The following is a 22,220-nucleotide window of genomic DNA, read 5'->3' as shown; positions in this document are numbered from 1 at the left end:
CGGCCACTACGCTGCTGGCAGGGCTACAGTGAAGACCCGTGTCTCTCACCCGGTACCCCCCGACCAAGGATTGCCACATGACCGACGAAGAATCCGAAAAGAATTATCACTCGGGGCTGCCTGGTTTTCTGGGCACCATCGACAACGCGATCAGCAAGCTGGAGGCCGCCATTCTGGCCGTCGGCGTGCTGCTGATGGCAGCTAACACCATCATCAACGTGATCGGGCGTTTTGTATTTGGCGAGAGCATCTTCTTCAGCGGTGAGCTCAACCGAATCTTGATCATCATGATCACCTTTGCCGGCATCGGCTACGCCGCGCGCCATGGCCGACACATCCGCATGTCTGCCATCTACGATGCCCTGCCGGTAGGTGGGCGCCGCGTCCTGATGGTGGTCATTGCCCTGTTCACCTCACTGGTGATGTTCTTTTTGCTCTACTACTCAGTGATCTACATCCTCGACCTCTACGACAAGGGGCGCATCCTCCCCGCGCTGGGAATTCCGATTTTCTGGATCTACCTGTGGGTCCCGCTGGGCTTCTTGATCACAGGCATCCAGTACCTGCTGACGGCCATCAAGAATCTGACGTCCCACGACGTCTACCTGTCGACAGGCGTAGTGGATGGCTACAAGGACACGGAGACCGAAGTATGAGTGATGTGACGGTAGCCGCAGGAGAAATGGCCCAATGACAACGATAATGGTCACAACCATGATTGCCCTGCTATTGCTGGGCTTTCCCATGATGATTCCGCTGATTACCGCCGCGGTGATCGGCTTCTTCATGATGTTCAACGGGCTGGATCAGATGGATACACTGATTCAGCAGATGATGGCCGGCATCAGACCAGCCTCACTGATCGCGGTGCCGATGTTCATCCTTGCCGCCGATATCATGACCCGCGGTCAGTCGGCGGAGCGACTGATCAATATGGTCATGGCCTTTATCGGCCATGTGAAAGGTGGACTGGCGGTGTCCACCGCCGCCTCCTGCACGCTATTCGGTGCAGTATCGGGCTCTACCCAGGCGACCGTGGTGGCCGTCGGCTCACCGCTGCGTCCACGCATGCTCAAGGCGGGATATTCCGACTCCTTCACCCTGGCCCTGATCATCAACGCCAGTGACATTGCTTTCCTGATCCCGCCGAGCATCGGCATGATCATCTATGGCGTCATTTCCGGAACATCCATCGGCGAACTGTTCATCGCAGGCATTGGTCCTGGTCTGCTGATTCTACTGATGTTCTCTCTCTACTGCGTGGCCTACGCGGTGATTCGCGATGTACCGACAGAACCCAAGGCGTCATGGGGCGAGAGACTGGCGTCCGTCAGACAGGCGCTATGGCCCCTGGGCTTCCCGGTCATCATTGTCGGCGGCATCTACGGCGGCATCTTCAGCCCCACCGAAGCGGCGGCTGCCTGCGTACTGTACGCGGTGTTGCTCGAGTTCGTGGTGTTCCGTTCGCTGAAGATGGGCGATATCTATGCGATCGCCAAATCCACGGGGCTGATCACCGCCGTGGTGTTCATTCTGGTGGCCGTAGGCAATGGTTTCTCATGGATCATCTCCTTCGCCCAGATCCCCCAGGCCTTGCTGGAGGCAGCGGGTATCAATGAGGCGGGGCCCACCGGCGTGCTCATCGCGATCTGCGTGGCCTTCTTTGTGGCCTGCATGTTCGTGGATCCGATCGTGGTGATCCTGGTGCTCACGCCCATTTTTGCGCCAGCCATCGAGGCGACCGGCCTGGATCCCGTGCTGGTCGGCATCCTGATCACCTTGCAGGTGGCCATAGGGTCGGCCACGCCACCGTTTGGCTGCGACATATTTACCGCCATCGCGATCTTCAAGCGCCCCTATCTGGACGTGATCAAAGGCACGCCACCGTTCGTGTTCCTGCTGATCCTGGCAGCAGCGCTGTTGATCATGTTCCCGCAGATTGCGCTGTTCCTGCGTGATATTGCCTTCCGATAGCACAGCTACGGCTCAAGGAGAAACCGATGTTCAATCGTATCCTGGTGGCGGTAGATGGCTCCAAAGGCGCCATGAAAGCACTGGAAAAGGGCGTGGGTCTGCAGTACCTGACCGGCGCTGAGCTTTATATTCTGTGCGTTTTCAAGCATCACAGCCTGCTCGAGGCCTCGCTGTCGATGGTCCGTCCCGACAAGCTGGATCTGCCAGACGACGCGCTCAAGGAATATGCGTCCGAAATCGCCGTTCACGCCAAGAACCATGCAGTAGAACTGGGGGTGCCGCTGGAAAAGGTGCGTGCCTTCGTCAAGGGTGGCCGCCCCTCACGCACCATCGTGCGCTTTGCTCGCAAGCGAGACTGCGATCTGATCGTCATTGGGGCCCAGGGCACCAACGGCGATGCCAGCCTGATCCTCGGTAGCGTCGCACAGCGCGTTTCCGGCTCCGCCCAGTGTCCTACCCTGGTCGTCTAGTCGGTCACCAGACGGCAAGCCAAGCACGACAAACAAGACCCGGATCCCTGATCCGGGTCTTGTTCGTATGGAGTAGACTGCGACGGATGCGGAACCCTTTGCCGCCTGATACAGTCACACCAACGACATTCACACTGCGGCCGACGCCGCCAGACAAGGATTTCCATGAAGACACTGCTGACTTCCGCTTCGCTGATCGCCCTGCTGGGTGCCGCTCCGCTGGCCTTCTCTGCACCGGAAAGCGACCAGGAGAAACTCAGCTACAGCCTGGGTGTGACCTTGGGCCAGAGCATCAAGCAGGACGTGGAAGACCTCGATACCGACGCCTTCAGTGACGCCATCAACGATGTGTTCGCCGGCGGCGACCTGGACATGACCGACGAGGAAATTGCGGCGGCGTTGACCAAGTTCCAGGAAGACGCCATGGCCAAGCGCGCGGAGGAGCAGCAGAAACGCGCCGAAGAAATGGCTGAACAGGCAGACGCCAACCAGGAAGAAGGCGCGGCCTACATGGCTGACAACGCCGAGAAAGACGGCGTGACCACCACCGATTCCGGCCTTCAGTACAAGGAACTGGAAGAAGGCGACGGTGAGTCACCTGAAGCGGGTGACACTGTCCAGGTCAACTACGAAGGCAAGCTGATCGACGGGACTGTCTTCGACAGCTCCTACGAGCGTGGCGAGCCCGTCTCCTTCCAGGTCGGCCAGGTCATTGAAGGTTGGCAGGAAGCCCTGCAGATGATGAACGTGGGCGATACCTGGGAAGTCGTCATTCCGCCGGAGCTTGGCTACGGCGCCCGTGGACAGGGACCGATTGGCCCGAACGAGACCTTGATCTTCAAGGTCGAGCTGCTGGATATCAATCCCAGTGATGAAGGCTGAGGCAGTGCGCCCAGCTCGCCGGACCAACGCCAGCCTCCTCGGGGGGCTGGCGTTTTTTTTGGCGATGCCAGCGCTGGCACAGCCCCCAGCGCTCCCGGCGCTCGGTCTATCAGTCGAGCATACCGCCACCATTGGCGTGTCTTCCGGGGGTTACATGGCGGAGCAGCTGGCAGTGGCCTGGCCCTCACGCTTCGAGGCGCTGGGCCTGGTCGCCAGCGGACCGTGGGGATGCGCCCTGGGTGAACTGGGGGTGGCCCTCGGTCAGTGCATGGGGCAACGGCACGGTACAGCGGACTTGGCAGCCATTGATCGGCGCCTGCAGGGCTATCGTGAGCAATCGCGGGTAGGGGACGCAGACGATCTTGCCGAGCTGCGAGTGTACCTGTGGCACGGCGACAAGGACGGCACCATCGACCCCGCGGTAGGCCACGCAGCCGTTACCCAGTGGCAAGGCTGGCTGGCTGACGAACGCCAGCTTCAAGCCGTCTTTCATCCCGACGCTGGACATGGGTGGCCCACCACCGTGGAGAGCGACATCCCTCTGGCAGACTGCAGCGAAGGAGGCCCCCCTTACCTGCTGGACTGTCATACCGATCTGGCCGGAGACTTCCTCACCTGGTGGCTTGGCGCGCTCCAGCCTGCCGAGCAACCTGAGTCAGCCGAGCCTGCGGAGTTTGCGAGCGACGCGCGACTTATCGCCTTCGACCAGCGCGAGTTCGACGCCAAGGGCCTGGCGGATACCGGTTTTCTGTACCTGCCCGAGGCCTGTGACCAGCAGCAGAACACGTGCAAGCTCGTGGTCGCCTTCCACGGCTGTGAGATGGCGGTGGACGACACCGACGACGAGGCGATCCAGCCGTCCGCCTTCGCCAAGGCCAGCGGTTTGAATCGCTATGCCGAGCGCCTCGGCCTGGTCGTGCTGTATCCCCAGGCGGAAGCAAGCTTGGCCAACCCGAAAGGGTGCTGGGATTGGTGGGGTTTCAGCGAGAGCACCTGGCAACAGGACCCGCTGCATGACAGCCGCGATGGCCGACAGGTCAGCGCGCTGATGAGCATGATCGATCGACTGCAGCAACGCCCTTGATGCACGTCATCCGCTCAACGCGCATCACCCCAAAGGCTGCTGGCTTACTCGGCCAGCGCTCGATCAAGGGCTGCCTGTAGCGGGCCTGGAGTCGGTGAATGCAGGACACGCTCAAGGATCGTACCGTCTGGCTTGACCAGGTACAGGGAGGCGGTGTGATCCACGGCGTATTCCATCTGCGAGTCTGGTGTCTCGACCTTGCGCCAGACAACGCCATAGCGCTCGCCAATGTCCGCTAGTTCGGCGGCACTCCCTGTGGCTCCGACCATGTCGTCACCGAAGGCGGCGAGATACTCCTCCAGTCGCTCCAGCGTATCGCGTACGGGGTCTACCGAGATCATGACCGGCACCACTCGACGGCGTAGCTGAGGGGGAAGCGATAGGCGCGCCTGACGCACGACGGCGAGGCTGATGGGGCAGACATCAGGGCACCAGCTGTAGCCAAAGAACAGCACGGCGACCTGGTCATCCTGCAATGCTGACAGCGAAAACGTGCCGGTGGTGGCAGGAAGTTCGATGTTGCCGCCGACAGGCCCCGACGACGGCGTAACCTGCCAGGGTCTGAAGCTCCAGAGCAAGGCTGCCGCCACCACCAGCCCCCCCGCCAGCCCAAGGGCCCAGCGACGCCGCGCAGAAATTCGGGAGGTCATGGCAGGCTACGCTCGACTTCCAGGTCGAAAAAACTGCCTACGCGCCCTCGTGGCGTATCGAAGCTGACCCGGGCACGCCAGACCATGGTCTCGCGCGTACAGATGCCCAGCTGCCCCTCACCGATGAACCGACTGACGCCGTTCTCGTCTGGTGGCTCGGCGGACAGCGTAAAACGGTGCTCGCCCATGTCCATATCGACCCCTTCGAATGACACCCTCACGTTGTCAGCAGCTACACCGTCGATGCGAACCGCCAGAGGCAGCGCGACGAGAGGCTGAATACTGCTGTCAGGCGCGATGGCAAGAGAGACGCTTTCCCCCTCTCCGAGGCTGGCCGAACAGGGCCCCTGGTGCAGATCGCACCCTGGGGCTGCGGGGTACCAGACCGTCTCCTGATGATCGCCAAGTTCGTAGCGCAACAGGTACCATAGGGCAACCAGCAGCGTGACCACGGTAACGGTGATCAGCATGCGCAGTCGTGGACGACGTGCGCCACGCGAGGCTGAGGACTGGCGCGAATCCATGTTGGAGGACGACCTCCAGAGCAGAATGGGTGTCACCTTAGCTTATCAGCAAAATCCCGAAGCCCCCTGCGCGACAATGTCGCAGTTATCAACGCGCTGGACTGACAACAACGCATCACCACGTCGCCTCGGGCGTCATTCGAACAAGGATCGTACATGGCCTCCATCACCGCGGCCCTTGGCCCTCTCTTCCTGCTGATATTGCTGGGTGCTCTGCTCGGGCTTGCACGTTTCCCCGGTGGCGACTTCTGGGCACGCATGGAACGGCTGATCTACTTTCTGCTGTTTCCTGCCATGCTGGTCGCGACTCTGGCACGCGCAGATATCAGCCAGGTTCCGGTGGTTCGGCTGGCCGTGGTCCTGCTCGGCACCATGCTTGCCCTATCCTTGCTGCTCTGGTGGTGCAAGCCGCGCCTTGGCCTTGACGCCGCCGCCTTTACATCGGTCTTTCAGGGGGCTGTGCGCTTCAACACCTATGTCGGGGTGGCGGGGGCGGCCGCCTTGCACGGCAGCCAGGGCGCGACCGTCGCGGCGGTAGCGCTGGCGCTGATGATTCCGACCGTCAATGTCCTGTGTGTGCTGACCTTTATTGCCGCCGGAACCCTGGGACGTTCCGGGCTCTGGCGCTCGCTGTGGGCACTGGCCCAGAACCCTCTGATTCTGGCGTGCCTGATCGGCATTGGACTCAACCTGTCTGGCATCGGGCTACCTGGCTGGTCGGCCGGTACGCTGGAACTGCTGGGTCGAGCTGCGCTTCCCCTTGGTCTGGTGGCTGTCGGCGTGGCACTTCGTCCCCAGGCACTGCTTCGCCGGGACCTGGGCCTGTGGGTATCGAGTCTGGCCAAGCTCATCCTCATGCCAGCACTGGTCCTCGCACTTGGCTGGGTCTGCGGGCTCGATCCGGTCAGCCTGAATGTGGCGCTGTTGTTTGCGGCGCTGCCCACCGCCACCTCTGCCTATATTCTCGCGCGCCAACTCGGTGGCGACGCAGAGCTGATGGCCGGGCTGATCACGGCGCAGACCCTGGCCGCGATGCTGACGCTGCCACTGTGGATGCAGCTGACCTGAGCCGTACAGGCCCTATATAAAAAAGATTCTCGTTTGTGTTGACGAAGCGAATGAGAATGAATTACGCTTACTTCGTCGGCGTTGATGAGTCGCCGACACCAGATACAGGCATTGCCAGTCGCTATCTGGTTTCTCCTCCTCATTGCTAGTCACGGTCCTTTCGCCGCTTCCCCTTGGAAGCGGCTTTTTCTATTGTGGCCTGTGGCCATTCCGCGATCGGCCAGGCCAACGCGATGGCATCAGCAGCGCTGGCCGCCGCCTTAAATAAAAAATATTCTTGTTTGTATTGACGCGATCAATGAGAATGATTTACGCTTACCTTGTCGGCGTTGATGAGCCGCCGACACCAGATACCAGGCGTTGTTCGTCGCATCTGGTTTCTCCTCCTCATTGCTAGTCACGGTCCTTCGCCGCTCCCCCTTGGGAGCGGCTTTTTCATTTCCCCTTTTTGTTTCCCCCTTTCCAGACCAACGCAGACCAACGCAGCCAGCCAGAGATCAACGACGCTCAGAAGGCATGAATAAAAAGAATTCTCGTTACGCTTGACGGGGAAAATGAGAATGATTTACGCTGATGTTGTCAGTGTTGATGAGCCACTGACACCAGATACAGACTCTGCCAGTCGCTATCTGGTTTCTCCTCCTCATTGCTAGTCACGGTCCTTTCACCGCTCCCTCTGGAGCGGTTTTCTTTTGTGCTCCGCCTACCCTCGAGACGCTCTCCGTCAGCTACCCGCGTTCATCTGTCGTGACTCGCGACCATGGGCAGGCCAGGGCCCGGCACCCGACAGGCGCTGTCGCAGCAAGGTCGCCAGGGCGTCTACGGCTGGCCATGACGCCGCCGCAATTCGCCTGCTGAAGTACAGACACGCGTGTGAGTGACTCAGCTCAGGAAGCCCGTCTCGCTCATCCAGCACCCGCATTCTGGGCGTCAGCCGCTGGCGGTCGAGAATGCTCACGGCCAAGCCGACTTCTACGGCCTTCTCGACGGCATGGATACTGGTACTGGTAAAGACGGCGTACCAATCACGCCCCTGGCTGTCGAGGGCCTCTACCCCGAGAGAGCGGAATGGGCAGTCCAGAGGGTGCAGAGCAAGCGGCAGCGGCGCGTCATCAGTGAGACGAAATTCACGCGACGCAGCCCACACCGGGGCGGTCTGCCACAGTGACTCTCCCGCTCCCAGCTGGTGGGGTCGGTCCAGCGCGACGGCCAGCGACAGCTCGCCGCGTTCCAGGCGACGCGCCAACTCTCCACTCGGCGCCGTCACCGCCTCCAGCAAGACATTGGGATGGCTGGCCAGGAAATCAGGCAGGATCTGCTCCACCAAATGCGGCGCATAGCCTTCAGGCATCCCGAAACGCACCCGACCACTCAGTCCCTGTCCTGTCAGCCTGGCCACCAGGCTATCGTGCTGGCGCAGCAGTTCACGCGCTTCCTGGAGCAAGGCTTCACCCGCCGGCGACGGCGATACGCCCCGTGGGCCGCGTATCAACAGCCGCGCGTCCAGGCGTTCCTCCAGGCGTTTGATCTGCATGCTCAAGGCACTGACAGTGCGATGACGCAGAGCCGCAGCACCCGCCAGACTGCCCTGCTGGGCCACCGTGACAAAGCTGCGCAATGCTTCAAGATCCAACGATGGGCCCTCTCCCATACCTCCTCCAGGGTTAAGCAACATTGAAGTCAGCGTGCAAAAGCTTTCGCTACTCGAAAGTCTAGCATCTGGGCAGACTAAGCCAACGCTGACTCATCCACCGATACCTAGAGGAGGTAACGATGCAAAGACCCACCCTTTCGCTAAACGTCGGGCACCGCGGCCTTCTCACCGCCCCCAGCACGACCGTCGGAGCTTGCTGTCTCGCAGCAGGTTTCGTGCTCTGCTGGAGCAGTGGCTTCGTGGGCAGTCGTCTGGCGGTGGAGCTGAACACTCCTGTGTTGGGCCTCTACAGCTACCGTTTCGCTCTGGCTGCGGCGCTGGCCTGGGTCGTGGTGGCCTGTCTCAGGCGACGCCCCGGTTTGCGTCCGAATCGACAACAGGTTCAGCATGAACTGCTGACCGGCAGTCTGACCGTTGGTGTCTATCTGCTGGCGATGTTGATCGCCGTGGCGGAAGGGGTGAGTGCTTCGGTGGCTGCATTGATCGGAGCCCTGCAGCCATTGGCGGCTGCCTTGCTGGCCAAGCACCTGCTCCATGAGAAAAGTGAGAAGGCTCAGTGGTGGGGCATGGGACTGGCCACCTTGGGCGCCGCTGCCATGATCACCGGCGACATGCAGAGTGCCGGTGGCGCGCCCTGGTGGGCCTATCTGCTACCGTTGCTCGCGGTGGCGGCGGTCTCTCTGGGCAGCGTGCTGACACCCCCTGACACCTCACGCCCGGGCTCCCAGCATGCGCGTCCTGAGCCACTCTCCCTGGTGCTGCGGCTAGCCCTGCAGCTGAGCGCTGCCACGCTGGTCTTTGTGGTCGCAGCACTGCTGTTGGAGCCAGGCATGCCCACGCCTCCACCACTGACACTCGACAGCGGCGTGGCGCTGATCTGGCTGGTGCTGCTGTCGACCTTCGGAGGCTACGGCTTTTTCGTCGCCAGTCTCGGCCGCTTCGGGGTCACACCGACCTCGGCACTGATCGCGCTGACGCCCGCAGTGACACTGGCATTGAGTGTCGTCCTGCTCGGCGATCGTACCGACATGCTTGGCCTGAGTGGCCTGGTCGTGTCGTTGCTCGGTGCCCTGTGGGCGCTGGCTGCAGGGCGCCAGCGTCCAGGGCGAGGAGCCGATGCGCGGCTTACTCGGCGCGGCGGTAAATCAGGTCCCAGACACCGTGACCGAGCCGTTCGCCCCGCGCCTCAAACTTGGTCAACGGACGAAAGTCGGGACGCGGCACATAGGGTGTCGTCTCCTCGGTCGCCGTATTGACGTAGCCCGGCGCCTCATCCATGACCTCGGCCATCCACTCGGCGTAGGCCTCCCAGTCGGTCGCCATGTGCAGGGTGCCGCCCGGCTTGAGCCGCTGGCGCACCAGCTCCACAAAGGCTGGCTGAACGATACGCCGCTTGTGGTGCTTCTTCTTCGGCCAAGGGTCCGGGAAAAACAGCTGGAGGGTGGTCAGGCTGGCTTCCGGCAAACATTGCTCGAGCACCGCCAGGGCATCCTCGCGATACACCCTGAGGTTGGTCAGCCCACGCTTGTCGGCTTCATCCAGCAACTTGCCGACTCCCGGCGCATGCACTTCAATGCCGATAAAGTCAGTATCCGGATGAGTTTCAGCCTGCTCGACCAGTGATGCCCCCATGCCAAAGCCGATTTCAACGACTCTAGGGGCGCTGCGTCCAAACAACGCGTCGAGGTCCTGGCGCCCTTGATCCAGCGTCAGGCCAAGCTTCGGCCATACCTCTTCCAACCCACGCGTCTGCGCCTGGGTCATGCGCCCGGCCCTCAGCACATAGCTCTTGATACCGCGACGATGCAGCGGTGCCTCGGGCCCTTCGGGGCCAGTATTCTTGCCCTCTTGCGGGCGCTCTTGATCGGTCATGATGGTGTCTGGCGGCGTGAAAAGTGACTGGTGAGCAGCGCTTCTGCGGAAAGCGCTGCCGCCACTGCTGCACTGGCAACATGACGACAGCGCGTTCCCAAGGCCGGCTTCACACGTTGATGCGTCCAGCGAAAGGTGAGGAGGCTTCAGCGTTGCGACGAGGCATGCGCCCGGCAAGAAACGCCTGGCGCCCGGCCTGTACCGCGTGCTTCATGGCTTCGGCCATCAATACCGGCTGGCGCGCGTGGGCAATGGCGGAATTCATCAGCACCCCGTCGCAGCCCAGCTCCATGGCTAACGCGGCTTCTGATGCGGTGCCAATGCCGGCATCCACCAGCACGGGCACCTTGGCCTGCTCGATGATCAACCGCACATTGTAGGGGTTTTGAATGCCTTGGCCGGAGCCGATCAGTGAACCCAGGGGCATCACCGCGCAGCAGCCGATCGCCTCGAGCTCTCGGGCTACGATGGGGTCATCGCTGGTGTAGACCATGACGTCGAAACCATCGGCTACCAGGGTTTCAGCCGCCTTGAGGGTCTCCACCACGTTGGGATACAAGGTGTTGTCATCGCCCAGCACTTCAAGCTTGACCAGCTTGTGACCATCCAGCAGCTCACGGGCAAGGCGACAGGTGCGCACAGCGTCCTTGGCGTTGTAGCAACCTGCCGTATTGGGCAGCAGGGTGTAACGCTCAGGTGGGACGACGTCGAGCAGGTTCGGCTCGCCGGCTTCCTGGCCCAGATTGGTGCGGCGCACCGCAAAGGTGACAACATCCGCGCCACTGGCGGCGATGGCATCGCCGGTCTCGTCAAAGTCCTTGTACTTGCCGGTCCCGACCAGCAAGCGTGAAGAAAAGCTGTAGCCGGCGACCCGTAGCGGGCTGTCCTGAAAGATATCGGTCATGCTCTGGTCCTTACTCGCAAAGCGATTCTGGGCCGCCGTCGAGCGGCGCACCATGAGAGTGAAGCGGGATGGCTCGCCTCAACCACCTCCGATAGCGTGGACGATCTCGATCCTGTCGCCATCGGCCAGCGGCGTCTGCGCGTGCTGGCTGCGCGGCACGATATCCTCGTTGAGTTCGACGGCGATACGCCGACCACCCAGGCCGAGCGCGTCAATCAACTCTGCCACGGTCTGTTCGCGGTCGAGGGCGTGGGGCTCACCATTGAGCTGGATCTGCATGGCCACCTCATTTTCAAGATGTCGCGGGGCCCACATTGTAGCGACTCACAGCGTCTCGGGGTACGGTTGGGGGCAGATTCCTTGCAACTGTCCCGGCCGCCGGCAGACGCTCCACGCCTCACCCACAGAGAGACCCCCTAATGCCTGATCGCCACTGGTGGATCACCCTGGCCCTGTCCGGGGCCTGCGTCGTCGGCCTCGGGGCCTTCGCCGCCCATGGTCTGCACGACCGCTTGCCCGAGCGCCTGTCGGCGGCCTTTGTCACCGGCGTGCGCTACCAGGCATGGCACACCCTGGCCGCCATGGCCGTGCTGGCATGGCGGTCGCAGTTCCCGATCCCTGCTCAATTGCTGGCCCTGAAACTGTGGCTCGTGGGGGTGCTGCTGTTCTCGGGGTCGCTCTACGCCATGGCCATGGCGGGACTGGCAGGTGCCGGGCTGGGCCCACTCGGGGTGATCACCCCCATCGGCGGTACGCTGTTGCTGCTGGGATGGCTGGCCCTCGCCTGGGGACTTTGGCGCCAGCCCCGCTGATCATCAGTCAGCGTCCGGCAGCACGTAGGTCGCCGTCACATGGGCCACCGGCGCCTCATCTCCATCAGAGAACAGCTCTACCTCCCCCACCGCCAGACGTCGCCCAAGCTTGATCAACCGGGCATTGGCGATAAGGTCGCGATCACCCCGCGCGCGACGCAGAAAATGGCAGTTGAGGTTACTGGTGACGGCCATGGGTTCTGGGCCTATCTGTGCCAGGATGGCCACGTACAGACACACGTCGGCCAGGCCCATCATGGTGGGACCCGACACACTGGCACCGGGCCGCAAATGCTCGTCCTCGATGGCCAGACTCATGGTCGCACGCATCTCGGACACGGCCTCGATGGTGCCACAGCGCTGTGGGAAGACATCATCGAGAAAATCCTCGATGGCGGCGGCGGTCATCACGGTCATGGCTCTCTCCCTGAAAGCAGTCCAGCGACTTCACCATACCCCAAGGCGCGACACCATACCTCAACGCCCTTGCCACCAGGGCACAACGCAGCACCCCCGGAAACAGGGTCCCGGGGGTGCTGGTGATGCGCTCGAGAACGTCTTGAGCGTCTTACTTCGCCTTGTGGACCTGGCGCCAGTGGTGCAGCAGCGGCTCGGTGTAGCCGGCAGGCTGCTCACGCCCCTTGAAGATCAGATCGCTGGCGGCCTGGAAAGCGCTGGAGTTGGCAAAGTCCGGGCTCATCGGCGTGTAGGCCGGGTCGCCTTCATTCTGCCCATCCACCACCTTCGCCATGCGCTTGAGCGTCTCTTCCACCCGCGCAGCATCCACTACGCCGTGATAGAGCCAGTTAGCAATATGCTGGCTGGAAATACGCAGCGTGGCGCGATCTTCCATCAGGCCCACGTCATGAATGTCCGGCACCTTGGAAGCACCAACGCCTTGCTCGACCCAGCGCACCACGTAGCCAAGAATACCCTGACAGTTGTTGTCCAGCTCCTGCTGAATCGCCTCATCGGACCAGTCCGCGGAGGTGACCACCGGAATCGTCAGCAAGGCCTTGAGCAGCTCTTCACGCTGCTCGCTTTCATCCAGTTCCTCGAGCTCGCGCTGCACCTGGGCCACGTCGACCTGGTGGTAGTGAAGCGCGTGCAGTGCCGCCGCCGTCGGAGACGGCACCCATGCGGTGTTGGCACCGGCCTTGGGGTGACCAATCTTCTGCTCGATCATGGCCGCCATCAGGTCTGGCATGGCCCACATGCCCTTGCCGATCTGAGCACGACCACGCAGGCCACAGGCCAGTCCGACCAGCACATTGCTGCGCTCGTAAGCCTGGATCCAGTCGGCGCCCTTCATGTCGCCCTTGCGCAGCATCGGGCCCGCTTCCATGGCGGTATGCATCTCGTCGCCGGTGCGATCCAGGAAGCCGGTGTTGATGAACACCACGCGACTGGTGGCTTCATTGATGCAGGCCTTGAGGTTCACCGAGGTACGCCGCTCCTCGTCCATGATCCCCATCTTGAGGGTATGGCGAGCCATGCCCAGCAGGTCTTCGACGCGTCCAAACAGCGTGTTGGCAAACGCCACTTCCTTCGGACCGTGCATCTTCGGCTTGACGATATAGACAGAGCCGGTGCGCGAGTTGCGCGGCTGATCATCGCTCTTGTTGAGGTCATGCAGCGCAATCAATGAGGTCATGATGGCGTCGAGAATGCCCTCGGGCAATTCGTTGCCGTCAGCATCCAGCACGGCCGGGTTGGTCATCAGGTGACCGACGTTGCGCACGAACAGCAGCGAGCGGCCGGGCAGCGTCAGCTCGCCACCATCCGGCGTCAGGTACTGACGGTCCGGGTTCAGGCGACGGGTGAAGGAGCTGCCGCCCTTCGACACCTCGGCCGTCAGGTCTCCTTTCATCAGGCCCAGCCAACTGGCATAGACCCCCACCTTGTCCTCGGCGTCCACCGCCGCAACCGAGTCCTCACAGTCCATGATGGAGGTCAGCGCGGCCTCGACGACCACATCTTTGACATGAGCCGGATCGGTCTTGCCGATGGGGTGACTGTCGTCCACCTGAATTTCCAGGTGCAGGCCGTGGTGGGACAGCAGCACAGCGCTGGGCGCAGCGGCATCTCCCTGATATCCCACCAGCTTGCCGGGCTCCTTCAGACCGGTCTCGCGTCCACCTTCCAGTGAGACGACCAGGTGGCCGTCGCGCAGGAAGTACTTCACCGCATCACGATGTGAGCCTGTGGCCAGCGGCGCCGCCTGGTCCAGCACATTGCGAGCGTAGGCCACCACCTTTGCCCCACGCTTGGGATTGAAGCTCGAGCCTTTCTCGCAACCGTCCTCCTCGGAGATCGCGTCTGTGCCGTACAAGGCATCATAAAGGCTGCCCCAACGCGCATTGGCCGCATTCAGGGAGTAGCGAGCATTGTTGACCGGAACCACCAGCTGCGGGCCGGCTTGAGACGCGATCTCGCGATCCACGTTCTCGGTTGTGACCTCGACCTTGGCAGGCGGGTCCACCAGATATCCGATGTCCTTCAGGAAGGCTTGATACGCCGCCATGTCACTGACCGGGCCGGGGTGCTCGCGATGCCAGGCATCAAGCTTGAGCTGCAGTGCATCACGTTCGGCCAGCAACTCACGATTCTCGGGCGCCAGGTCGTGAAAGATCGCGTCTACGCCTTTCCAGAAGTCCTCGGGATCAATACCTGTGCCGGGCAGCGCCTGATCATTGATGAACTGGTCCAGCTCGGCGGCCACCTGAAGGCGATGGCGAGTAATGCGTTGCGTCATGGGGTCTAGCTCCTCGTTGGGCCTTGGGTGCCCCCCTGGCACCATCCGGCCGGACAGGATGAAAGGTGACTGCTCCCGAAAGATTTTGTGGAAAATAATTCCACATGTAAACCCAAACGCTTCGTCTTTCCCCCAAGGCTAGACCAAAAGATAAGCCTGCGACGTAACCAATGATTAGGAAACAGTGGTGCCGAACAGGCGCAATCGCTAGCATGGAATGAGCAAGGATGCGTTAACAGGAAGGTTTTCAGGCCTGCCGATGGGCTGCCTCACGCTGTGCCGGACCAGATGGATGACGGCAACCACCGGCCCCATCTCGCTGTCTTACTCAGACAGGGACTGGGCAGGCAAGCGAGGGGCAGCGCGCTGGTGGCTCCCACCCAGCGTACCCGATGACTTTGTTGGCTTCGGGCTCCCGCCACACGGCCGCACCTTCCCGCGGAGGATGCCATGACCGATTACACCCCACTCGAAGACATCGAGACGCTGACGACCATCGTCAATCAGGGGGGCCGACTGTCCGCGGCTGGCGCCACCCCGGCCCTGGAGCAGGTGCTCGAACAGTACCTGTCGCACTATCGCCTCGATGCGATACTCGACGACCGGGTCACCCTGCATGCGGGCAATATCGAGACCCCGCGCTTTCGCCTATGGACGCAGGTCTGGCGTCCACGAAAGCCCAGGGGCACCGCTGTAGTAGTCCACGGTTATTACGACCACCTTGGCCTTTATCGGCATCTGCTCAAGCTGTTGCTGGAGCTCGAACTGACCGTGGTGCTGTGGGATCTACCTGGGCACGGCCTGTCCAGCGGTGAGCGTGCCGATATTGAAGACTTCGCGGACTATGGTGACTGCCTGCGCGCCCTTCAGCAGTACCTGGGGGACCATGGCCTCGCCTCTGGCCCCTGGATTGGGCTTGGACAGAGCACCGGAGGGGCGATCCTCGCCACCGACGCTCTGAGCCGCGGTGACGACGGCCACTGGTCTGCGCTGGTGCTGCTGGCACCGCTGGTCAGGCCCTGGGGGTGGACCCGGGCTGCATGGGTCCACCTGCTGGTCAGCCCATTCGTCGATAGTGTGCCAAGAAAGTTTCGCCCCAATACCAACGATGATGATTTCGCGACCTTCCTGCGGGAGCAGGATCCACTGCAGCCGGTCCGCTTACCTACTGGCTGGGTCACGGCCATGCGTCGCTGGATGCCGCGCCTGATGCAACTGCCGCCCTGTCAGCTGCCTACCCTGATCGTGCAGGGTAAAAAGGACATGACCGTGGATGGCCCATGGAATCTGGCCGTGCTCGGCAAGAAGTTCCCCCAGGCCACGGTGCATTGCCACGCCGAAGCGAGACACCACCTGGTGAATGAAGCCGAGGACATACGGCTGGAACTTTTCGAGGAAGTGCGTCACTTTTTGGAGCAACAGCTCAGCGCAGAGCCCCCCGTGAAAAGGATGTCACGACGATGCCCAGACGCCTGACCCAGAGTCGGTTCCTCCCCAACGTCTTTGCCCGCCCATCCAGCACCCGTCATCCTTTCAGCACTCTGCAATGGCTGACGTGGCTGGTGGCGCTCTGGCTCAGCGGCTGCGCGGGAGCGCCGGAGCGCCCCGATAGCTTGCGTCAGGCGCTGCTGGGACTTGGCCACCATGCCGCCGAGCAGGTCGCCCAGGCTCCTCCCCTGGCGGAGACGCCGCTGATCGATCAGGTGCTGCTGCTGTCGCCGCCCAATGTGGATGAACGGTTGTCATTGAGCGTCGCCCGCGTGCAGGAGAGCCTGACCCGCGGCCTGCTGACCATCGACGATGGCCCCCAGGTACTGGACTGGCAACCCGGTGATACCCCCGCCGCGGACACCCAGCAGTGGCTGATCGATAGCCGTCTGATTGCCGATGGCCCGCGCCTGCGTCTGTCAGATCGAGAGCTGGTGCCCTATCGCTTTGAACTGCGCCTGAGGCGGCCTGGCGACGGCGCGGCACTGTGGTCGACTGTGCTGAATGGCGCCTTCGACGCCGACGCGCTGTAACCTTTCGACACGCGCAGCAGCACCCTGGCTGGTGGTTTCACCAGCGACCTCATGTTGCACCCAGGACCAGCTTGCTGGTCCTTCATCTGCTACATCCCTCCTCCTACCTCCCTCCCTGCCGCCATGCCCTCCTCATCGCTGACTGCTCTCACTTCTGCCGGCCTGCTTGGACCGCCGCGCTCTGCCGCTTCGATCATATGAACACTAAAAAGCACAGAAAAAATCGTTATTTATTTCAATAGACGTTAAAAATACCAAAACATCCATGTGGCCATCTCGGAAATACTTATAAATCAACCGAATAAACACCACTGCTAAAGTCTAACCCTAAAAAGATGACACAAAAGCAGGCCGAGCTAGACTGAAGTAGTCGCATCATTTGATCTATTGTCGATCAAATGACCAGGAGGCGCATAACCATAAGCACATGGCCATAAGCGCATAGCTATAAGCACATCACTAAAGAGCCACACCGTCCGCCTTCCCCACAGGTCTTTTACGGCGCCTTCTCCGGCGTCTTTTACGGCGCCTTCTCAGGCACATCGGCCACCACACTATGAGGCACCCATGAGCACATCGACCCTCACCAGGCCAACCACACGCCTGCGCAGGAAGAGAGGCAGGCTGTTCGCCGCGGGCGTCGCCACCTTGGCCATCATTGCCATGGCGCTTGATACCACCATCATTACCATCGGTTCCGAGCAGGACTCCCGTAGTGGGGAGTTTTCTGCCGAGCGCTTCGGCACCGAGCGCTTTCCCGAGATCCGCGACGCCGTACAGCGGCGTGCGGTCGATGCGGTCGAGCTGGCCTCCGCCATCGCCGAAGACAAGGCCGCAGCCAGCCAGGAATACGGTGTCATGGCCGGCATCGGGCCCGTCATGCCGGTTCGCTTCTCCGGTGTCGCCGGCGAGGCCAAGGCCGGCATCTACGAGGTCAGCGTGGCAGAGCTTCCCGCATCCCTGGTGGTGCGGGTGCAGACTGGCCCTGCGATCAATGGCACCGACCTGCGCGATGCCACCGGCGAGATCTCCTTCGGCCAGTTCACCAACCAAATCGAGTACCAGAACGCAGGAGCCGCCATCAACGGCGAGATGAAACGTCAGGTGTTGGCCGATATCGACGCCGCCAACCTTTCCGGCAAGACGGTGGACGTCGTGGGCGTGTTCAAGCTCATCAATCCCAACCACTGGCTGATCACTCCCGTTGCGCTGGAGGTGCGGTAATGGCCGCCAGCAATGAGTCCCCCGCCATGAGCTCACTCACCCCCTCTCCCGACCACACCACTGGCGCCCTCGGCGACGCCGTGCTGTCGGCGCGTAATGTCGCCAAGTCCTTCGGCAACGTGCACGCCCTCAAGGGCGTCAACTTCGATATCCATCGCGGCCAGGTGACCACGCTGTTCGGTGAGAACGGCGCTGGCAAGTCAACGCTGATGAAGATTCTCTCCGGAGTGATCCAGCCGAGTTCCGGCAGCATCCTGCTGGATGGCCAGCCCGTCACCTTTGCCTCGACCACCGATGCCCAGCAGCTCGGCATCTCGATCATCCATCAGGAGCTGTCGCTGGCGCCCAACCTCAGCGTGCGCGACAACATCTTCATGGGTCGCGAGATCCGTGGGCCTGGCGGCATCGACTACGCCGAGGAAGAGCGCCAGACGCGGGCGCTGATGGACGAGCTGGACGAACCGATCGACCCCTTGACCCCGGTGGAGGACCTGCGCCTGGGCCAGCAGCAGATCGTAGAGATCGCACGCGCCCTCTCTACCCGTTCCCGCATCCTGATCATGGACGAACCCACCTCGGCACTCAGCGCCTCGGAGGTGGAGGTCCTGTTCAAGGTGATTCGTGACCTGAAGGAGCGCGGCGTCTCCATCGTCTACATCTCTCATCACCTCGAGGAAGCGCTCACCATCACCGACCATGCGGTGGTGCTGCGCGACGGTCAGATGACCGCCTACGCCGAGCGTCGCGACATCGACCTGGAGTGGATCGTTCGCCATATGGTGGGCGAGGGCTTCGACCTTGGCGCCCCTCCCGAGGGCTACGCCATGGGCAAGGTGGCCCTGTCGATCAGCGGCGTCAGCGTGGCCGATGCCAGCGTCCCCGAACGCTCGGCGGTGGATCAGCTATCGCTAGACGTGCGCGCGGGCGAGATCGTGTGCATCTACGGTCTGATGGGCGCCGGACGTACCGAGCTCATGGAAGCCGCTGCCGGACGCCTGCCACTGAGCGCGGGTCAGATCCTGCTCGATGGCCAGGACATCTCGGCGCTGGACATCGCTGAACGCATCGAGGCTGGCCTGGTGCTGGTGCCCGAAGACCGTCAACGCGATGGTCTGGTACAGACCATGTCGGTGGGCCAGAACCTGTCGCTGGCCAGCATCGGCGCCTTTACCCGGGGGCTGTTTACCTCGCGACCGCGCGAACATGGCGTGATCAGCGAGTCGATCAGCAGCGTCCATATCAAGACCGACGGCGGCGACGCCGACATCGGCTCGCTGTCCGGTGGCAATCAGCAAAAGGTGGTCATCGGCAAGATGCTGGCCACCCACCCCCGCGTGGTGATGCTCGACGAGCCCAGTCGAGGCATCGATATCGGTGCCAAGGCCGAGGTGTTCAAGCTGCTCGCGGAGGGCGCCCGCCAAGGCCTGGCCGTCATCTACTCGACGTCCGAAGTCGGCGAATGCTTAAGCATCGCTCACCGCATCATCGTCATGAGTCGTGGCCGCATCAGCGCGGAGTTCGACTCGAGCGTGACCAAGGAACAGATCATGGCTGCCTCAGGCGAGTCCGTGGCTGCCTGACCCGACCCCGTGGAGTTCACTCGCATGAAGCCAACCATCACCAAACCCCAGGGCGGATTCGACCTCGCCAAGATGCTGCTCGAGGGACGCGCCTTTTTCGCGCTGATCGCGATCATCATCATTTTCTCGCTACTGTCGCCGGTCTATTTCTCCACCAACAACTTCCTGACCATGTCCTCCCACGTGGCCATCTTCGGACTGCTCTCCATCGGCATGCTGCTGGTGATTCTCACCGGTGGCATCGATCTGTCGGTGGGGTCGACCCTGGGCCTATGCGGTGTGTTTGCAGGTTTTTTGATGCAGGGGGTGTCCTTCGAGATCTTCGGCGTGGTGGTCTACCCCCCGGTATGGGCGGTGGTGCTTCTGACCTGCACCCTCGGCGCCCTGGTCGGAGCGATCAACGGCGTGCTGATCGCCTATTTCAAGGTGCCAGCCTTCGTCGCCACACTGGGCCTGTTGTATGTGGCCCGCGGCGCCGCCCTGCTGATGACCGATGGCCTGACCTTCAACAACCTCGGCGGCAGCGCCGAACTCGGCAACACCGGTTTCGACTGGCTCGGCTTCAATCGCCTGTTCGGCATTCCCGTCGGGGTACTCGTACTCGCAGCGGTGGCCACCGTCTGCATGCTGATGCTCAACCGCACGCCCTTTGGCCGCTGGATCTACTCCACAGGCGGCAACGCGCGCGCCGCCGAGCTGTCCGGGGTACCGGTCAAGCGCGTCCAGGTCACCGTCTATGTGCTGTCCGGCATCTGCGCTGCCATTGCCGGCCTGGTGCTGTCCTCTCAATTGACCTCCGCCGGCCCCACCGCCGGCACCACCTATGAATTGACCGCCATTGCCGGTGTGGTGATTGGCGGCGCCGCCCTGACCGGTGGCCGCGGCAATGTCCGCGGTACCCTGCTGGGCGCCTTCGTCATCGGCTTTCTGTCCGACGGGCTGGTCATCATCGGCGTCTCCGCCTACTGGCAGACCGTGTTCACCGGCACCGTCATCGTCCTCGCGGTAATGCTCAACAGCATCCAGTACCGCGGCAAGAAGCGCGCCAACAGCGCAGATAGCGCAACTTCCATGCCCAAGAGCCCGTCGGCTCAGGGGCATTCCGCCGCCAAGCCGGCATCACACGCCTGACACACGACAATAAGGAAGGGACCAGCATGATCCTCACCAAAGGCAAGCGCTTGCTCATCGCCGCACTCGCGGCGACCGCCCCTCTACTGGCCGGGGTCACCCAGGCCCAGGACGCGGGACTGATCTCGATCATCGTCAACGACACGTCCAATCCCTACTGGTTCACCGAAGGCAAGGTGGCCCGGGAAACCGCCGAATCGCTGGGCTACCAGGCCCACGTGACCTCGCACAATGGCGATACCAACACCGAAAGCAATCAGATCGATACCGCCATCACCAATCAGGCCAAGGCGATCATTCTCGACCCCGCCAACGCCGATGGCTCCATCGGCGCGGTGCGCAAGGCGGTGGATGCCGGCATTCCGGTGTTTACCATCAACGCCGAAATCAACCAGCAAGGCCTGGCCAAGGCGCAGCTGGTGTCCAACAACGCACAGGGCGCCGCCCTTGGCGCCCAGCAGTGGGCGCAACACTTCGCGGATGATGCCAAGTACGTGGAGCTGTTTGGCGCCCCCTCGGACAACAATGCCGCTACTCGCTCCAACGGCTACGAGACAGTCCTGAGCCAATACCCAAACCTGGAGAAGGTCGGCTCCGATGTGGCCAACTGGGACCGCACCCAGGGCTACAACAAGACCCAGAGCATGCTTCAGGCCAATCCAGACATCAGCGGCGTCATCAGCGGCAATGATGAGATGGCCCTCGGCGCGATTGCCGCGCTCAAGGAAGCCGGGCGTCTGGATGACATCGTGGTCGGCGGCTTCGACGGCTCTCCGGACGCCGTCGATGCGGTCAAGGCTGGCGAGATGGCCTACACCGTGCTTCAGCCTGTCGCGGTGTTCTCTGAACACGCAGTACAGCTGGCCGATGAGTACATTCGCACGGGAGAGATCAGCCTCAGTGAGGAGAAGGTGCTATTCGACTGCCTGCTGATTACCCGCGAAAATGTGGCCCAGTACACCGCTCCCTTTGTGCTTGAGCAGTAGGCAGCAGCCCTGACCGCGTGCCGTCGACAGCCGGCGGCACGCGATCTCCCGGCGAGAAGCTCAGCACTAACCTCGCTTGAGCAGACGGTCCAGTTGGCGGTAGCCAATTGCCTCGATCAGTTCGCCATGCCCTGGTGCGTCCTTGGCACCGAGATCGGCCAGCGTCAGCGCCACCCTCAGGACGCGGTGGTAGGCCCGGGCCGACAGTCGTAAGCGCTCCAGTGTCTGCGCCAGCCAGGCGCGCTCGGTGGCATCCAGGGCACAGGCGTTTTCCAGTGCCCTGCCCGATAAGCGCGCGTTCAACCCTCCCCGCGCCATTTGCCGCTCCCGCGCTGCCATCACCCGCGCCCGCACCATGGCGGTGCTTTCGCCAGGCTGCTGAGAGGTCAACTCTTCAACCGGCAGTCCCGGCACTTCGACCTGCAGGTCGATGCGGTCCAGCAGCGGGCCAGACAGCCGCGACTGGTAACGCTGAATCTGTGACGCCGTGCAGCTGCAGTCCTGGCGTGGATCCCCCAGGTGGCCGCAGGGGCAGGGGTTCATGGCAGCCACCAGCTGGAACCGAGCCGGAAAACGACGCTCGTGACTGGCTCGGGTGATGTGAATCTCTCCACTCTCGAATGGCTAGA

21 protein-coding genes and 2 pseudogenes are annotated in these 22,220 nt (G+C 62.3%); 14 read left to right on the top strand and 9 right to left on the bottom strand.

What is annotated here, in order from left to right; genetic code table 11:
• Positions 1-77 precede the first annotated feature (77 nt).
• From KUV72_RS08185 to KUV72_RS08165, 5 genes are all read left to right on the top strand, one after another.
• Complete coding sequence (locus tag KUV72_RS08185) at positions 78-656, top strand: TRAP transporter small permease (RefSeq protein WP_206942264.1); 579 nt, start codon at positions 78-80, stop codon at positions 654-656.
• A 34-nt stretch (positions 657-690) separates the two neighbouring features.
• On the top strand, positions 691-1,974 hold the full coding sequence (locus tag KUV72_RS08180) for a TRAP transporter large permease (RefSeq protein ID WP_206942263.1): 1,284 nt from the start codon (positions 691-693) through the stop codon (positions 1,972-1,974).
• Between the two features lie 26 nt (positions 1,975-2,000).
• A complete protein-coding gene (locus KUV72_RS08175) occupies positions 2,001-2,444 on the top strand; it encodes a universal stress protein (protein ID WP_206942262.1) in 444 nt (147 codons plus the stop codon).
• A 165-nt stretch (positions 2,445-2,609) separates the two neighbouring features.
• Positions 2,610-3,326 carry an FKBP-type peptidyl-prolyl cis-trans isomerase gene (locus KUV72_RS08170; RefSeq protein ID WP_206942260.1) on the top strand — a complete coding sequence of 239 codons (717 nt, stop codon included), beginning with the start codon at positions 2,610-2,612 and terminating at the stop codon, positions 3,324-3,326.
• A 154-nt stretch (positions 3,327-3,480) separates the two neighbouring features.
• Positions 3,481-4,410, top strand: coding sequence for a PHB depolymerase family esterase (locus KUV72_RS08165; RefSeq protein WP_261317398.1), 930 nt, complete (start codon positions 3,481-3,483; stop codon positions 4,408-4,410).
• Positions 4,411-4,454: 44 nt separating this feature from the next.
• Here the strand turns inward: KUV72_RS08165 and KUV72_RS08160 are convergent, their stop codons facing one another.
• Entirely contained in the window at positions 4,455-5,060 is a 606-nt protein-coding gene (locus tag KUV72_RS08160; protein WP_222237978.1) for an SCO family protein, read from the bottom strand.
• Positions 5,057-5,584, bottom strand: coding sequence for a hypothetical protein (locus KUV72_RS08155; protein WP_222237977.1), 528 nt, complete (start codon positions 5,582-5,584; stop codon positions 5,057-5,059). The genes KUV72_RS08160 and KUV72_RS08155 overlap by 4 nt, the downstream gene beginning before the upstream one ends.
• A gap of 156 nt (positions 5,585-5,740) precedes the next feature.
• Between KUV72_RS08155 and KUV72_RS08150 the strand changes: the two genes are divergently transcribed.
• A complete protein-coding gene (locus tag KUV72_RS08150) occupies positions 5,741-6,652 on the top strand; it encodes an AEC family transporter (protein ID WP_206942255.1) in 912 nt (303 codons plus the stop codon).
• 724 nt (positions 6,653-7,376) lie between these two features.
• Here KUV72_RS08150 and KUV72_RS08145 read toward each other — a convergent pair.
• On the bottom strand, positions 7,377-8,303 hold the full coding sequence (locus KUV72_RS08145) for a LysR substrate-binding domain-containing protein (protein WP_206942253.1): 927 nt from the start codon (positions 8,301-8,303) through the stop codon (positions 7,377-7,379).
• A 122-nt stretch (positions 8,304-8,425) separates the two neighbouring features.
• Between KUV72_RS08145 and KUV72_RS08140 the strand changes: the two are divergent.
• Positions 8,426-9,373, top strand: a pseudogene (locus tag KUV72_RS08140) (DMT family transporter); the annotation flags it as partial.
• Between the two features lie 58 nt (positions 9,374-9,431).
• Here KUV72_RS08140 and trmB read toward each other — a convergent pair.
• The 3 genes from trmB to thiS form a co-directional block, all read right to left on the bottom strand.
• Positions 9,432-10,178, bottom strand: a complete 747-nt coding sequence (gene trmB, locus KUV72_RS19835; RefSeq protein ID WP_242520804.1) for a tRNA (guanosine(46)-N7)-methyltransferase TrmB — start codon at positions 10,176-10,178, stop codon at positions 9,432-9,434.
• Positions 10,179-10,287: 109 nt separating this feature from the next.
• On the bottom strand, positions 10,288-11,082 hold the full coding sequence (locus tag KUV72_RS08135; RefSeq protein ID WP_206942249.1) for a thiazole synthase: 795 nt from the start codon (positions 11,080-11,082) through the stop codon (positions 10,288-10,290).
• 78 nt (positions 11,083-11,160) lie between these two features.
• On the bottom strand, positions 11,161-11,361 hold the full coding sequence (thiS, locus tag KUV72_RS08130; protein ID WP_206942247.1) for a sulfur carrier protein ThiS: 201 nt from the start codon (positions 11,359-11,361) through the stop codon (positions 11,161-11,163).
• 140 nt (positions 11,362-11,501) lie between these two features.
• On the opposite strand from thiS, the gene KUV72_RS08125 reads away from it, so the two are divergent.
• Entirely contained in the window at positions 11,502-11,894 is a 393-nt protein-coding gene (locus KUV72_RS08125; protein WP_206942245.1) for a DUF423 domain-containing protein, read from the top strand.
• Between the two features lie 3 nt (positions 11,895-11,897).
• Here KUV72_RS08125 and KUV72_RS08120 read toward each other — a convergent pair whose 3' ends face one another.
• Together KUV72_RS08120 and KUV72_RS08115 are read right to left on the bottom strand one after the other, a co-directional pair.
• The gene (locus KUV72_RS08120) at positions 11,898-12,311 is read right to left on the bottom strand and encodes a PaaI family thioesterase (protein WP_206942244.1); all 414 of its coding nucleotides are present in this window, start codon (positions 12,309-12,311) and stop codon (positions 11,898-11,900) included.
• Between the two features lie 151 nt (positions 12,312-12,462).
• A complete protein-coding gene (locus tag KUV72_RS08115; protein ID WP_206942243.1) occupies positions 12,463-14,649 on the bottom strand; it encodes a malate synthase G in 2,187 nt (728 codons plus the stop codon).
• Positions 14,650-15,099: 450 nt separating this feature from the next.
• Here KUV72_RS08115 and KUV72_RS08110 point away from each other — a divergent pair, with 450 nt between their 5' ends.
• From KUV72_RS08110 to KUV72_RS08085, 6 genes are all read left to right on the top strand, one after another.
• Positions 15,100-16,125, top strand: coding sequence for an alpha/beta hydrolase (locus KUV72_RS08110; protein ID WP_206942242.1), 1,026 nt, complete (start codon positions 15,100-15,102; stop codon positions 16,123-16,125).
• Entirely contained in the window at positions 16,110-16,670 is a 561-nt protein-coding gene (locus tag KUV72_RS08105) for a hypothetical protein (RefSeq protein WP_261317397.1), read from the top strand. The genes KUV72_RS08110 and KUV72_RS08105 overlap by 16 nt, the downstream gene beginning before the upstream one ends.
• Positions 16,671-17,237: 567 nt before the next feature.
• Positions 17,238-17,894 (top strand): DUF2291 family protein, encoded by a 657-nt coding sequence (locus KUV72_RS08100; RefSeq protein ID WP_222237975.1) that lies wholly within the window; start codon positions 17,238-17,240, stop codon positions 17,892-17,894.
• Positions 17,895-17,920: 26 nt separating this feature from the next.
• Positions 17,921-19,474, top strand: a complete 1,554-nt coding sequence (locus KUV72_RS08095; protein ID WP_222237974.1) for a sugar ABC transporter ATP-binding protein — start codon at positions 17,921-17,923, stop codon at positions 19,472-19,474.
• Positions 19,475-19,498: 24 nt separating this feature from the next.
• A complete protein-coding gene (locus tag KUV72_RS08090) occupies positions 19,499-20,605 on the top strand; it encodes an ABC transporter permease (RefSeq protein WP_222237973.1) in 1,107 nt (368 codons plus the stop codon).
• A 26-nt stretch (positions 20,606-20,631) separates the two neighbouring features.
• On the top strand, positions 20,632-21,591 hold the full coding sequence (locus KUV72_RS08085; RefSeq protein WP_261317396.1) for a D-ribose ABC transporter substrate-binding protein: 960 nt from the start codon (positions 20,632-20,634) through the stop codon (positions 21,589-21,591).
• Positions 21,592-21,657: 66 nt separating this feature from the next.
• Here the strand turns inward: KUV72_RS08085 and KUV72_RS08080 are convergent.
• Positions 21,658-22,215, bottom strand: a pseudogene (locus KUV72_RS08080) (ATP-binding protein); the annotation flags it as partial.
• Positions 22,216-22,220 lie beyond the last annotated feature (5 nt).

This window comes from Halomonas sp. DP4Y7-1 (assembly GCF_019800705.1).
Classification (GTDB): Bacteria; Pseudomonadota; Gammaproteobacteria; order Pseudomonadales; family Halomonadaceae; genus Halomonas; species Halomonas litopenaei_A.
Note: the sequence above shows the minus strand (reverse complement) of the source record. Positions and strands in the feature narration are given on the sequence as shown.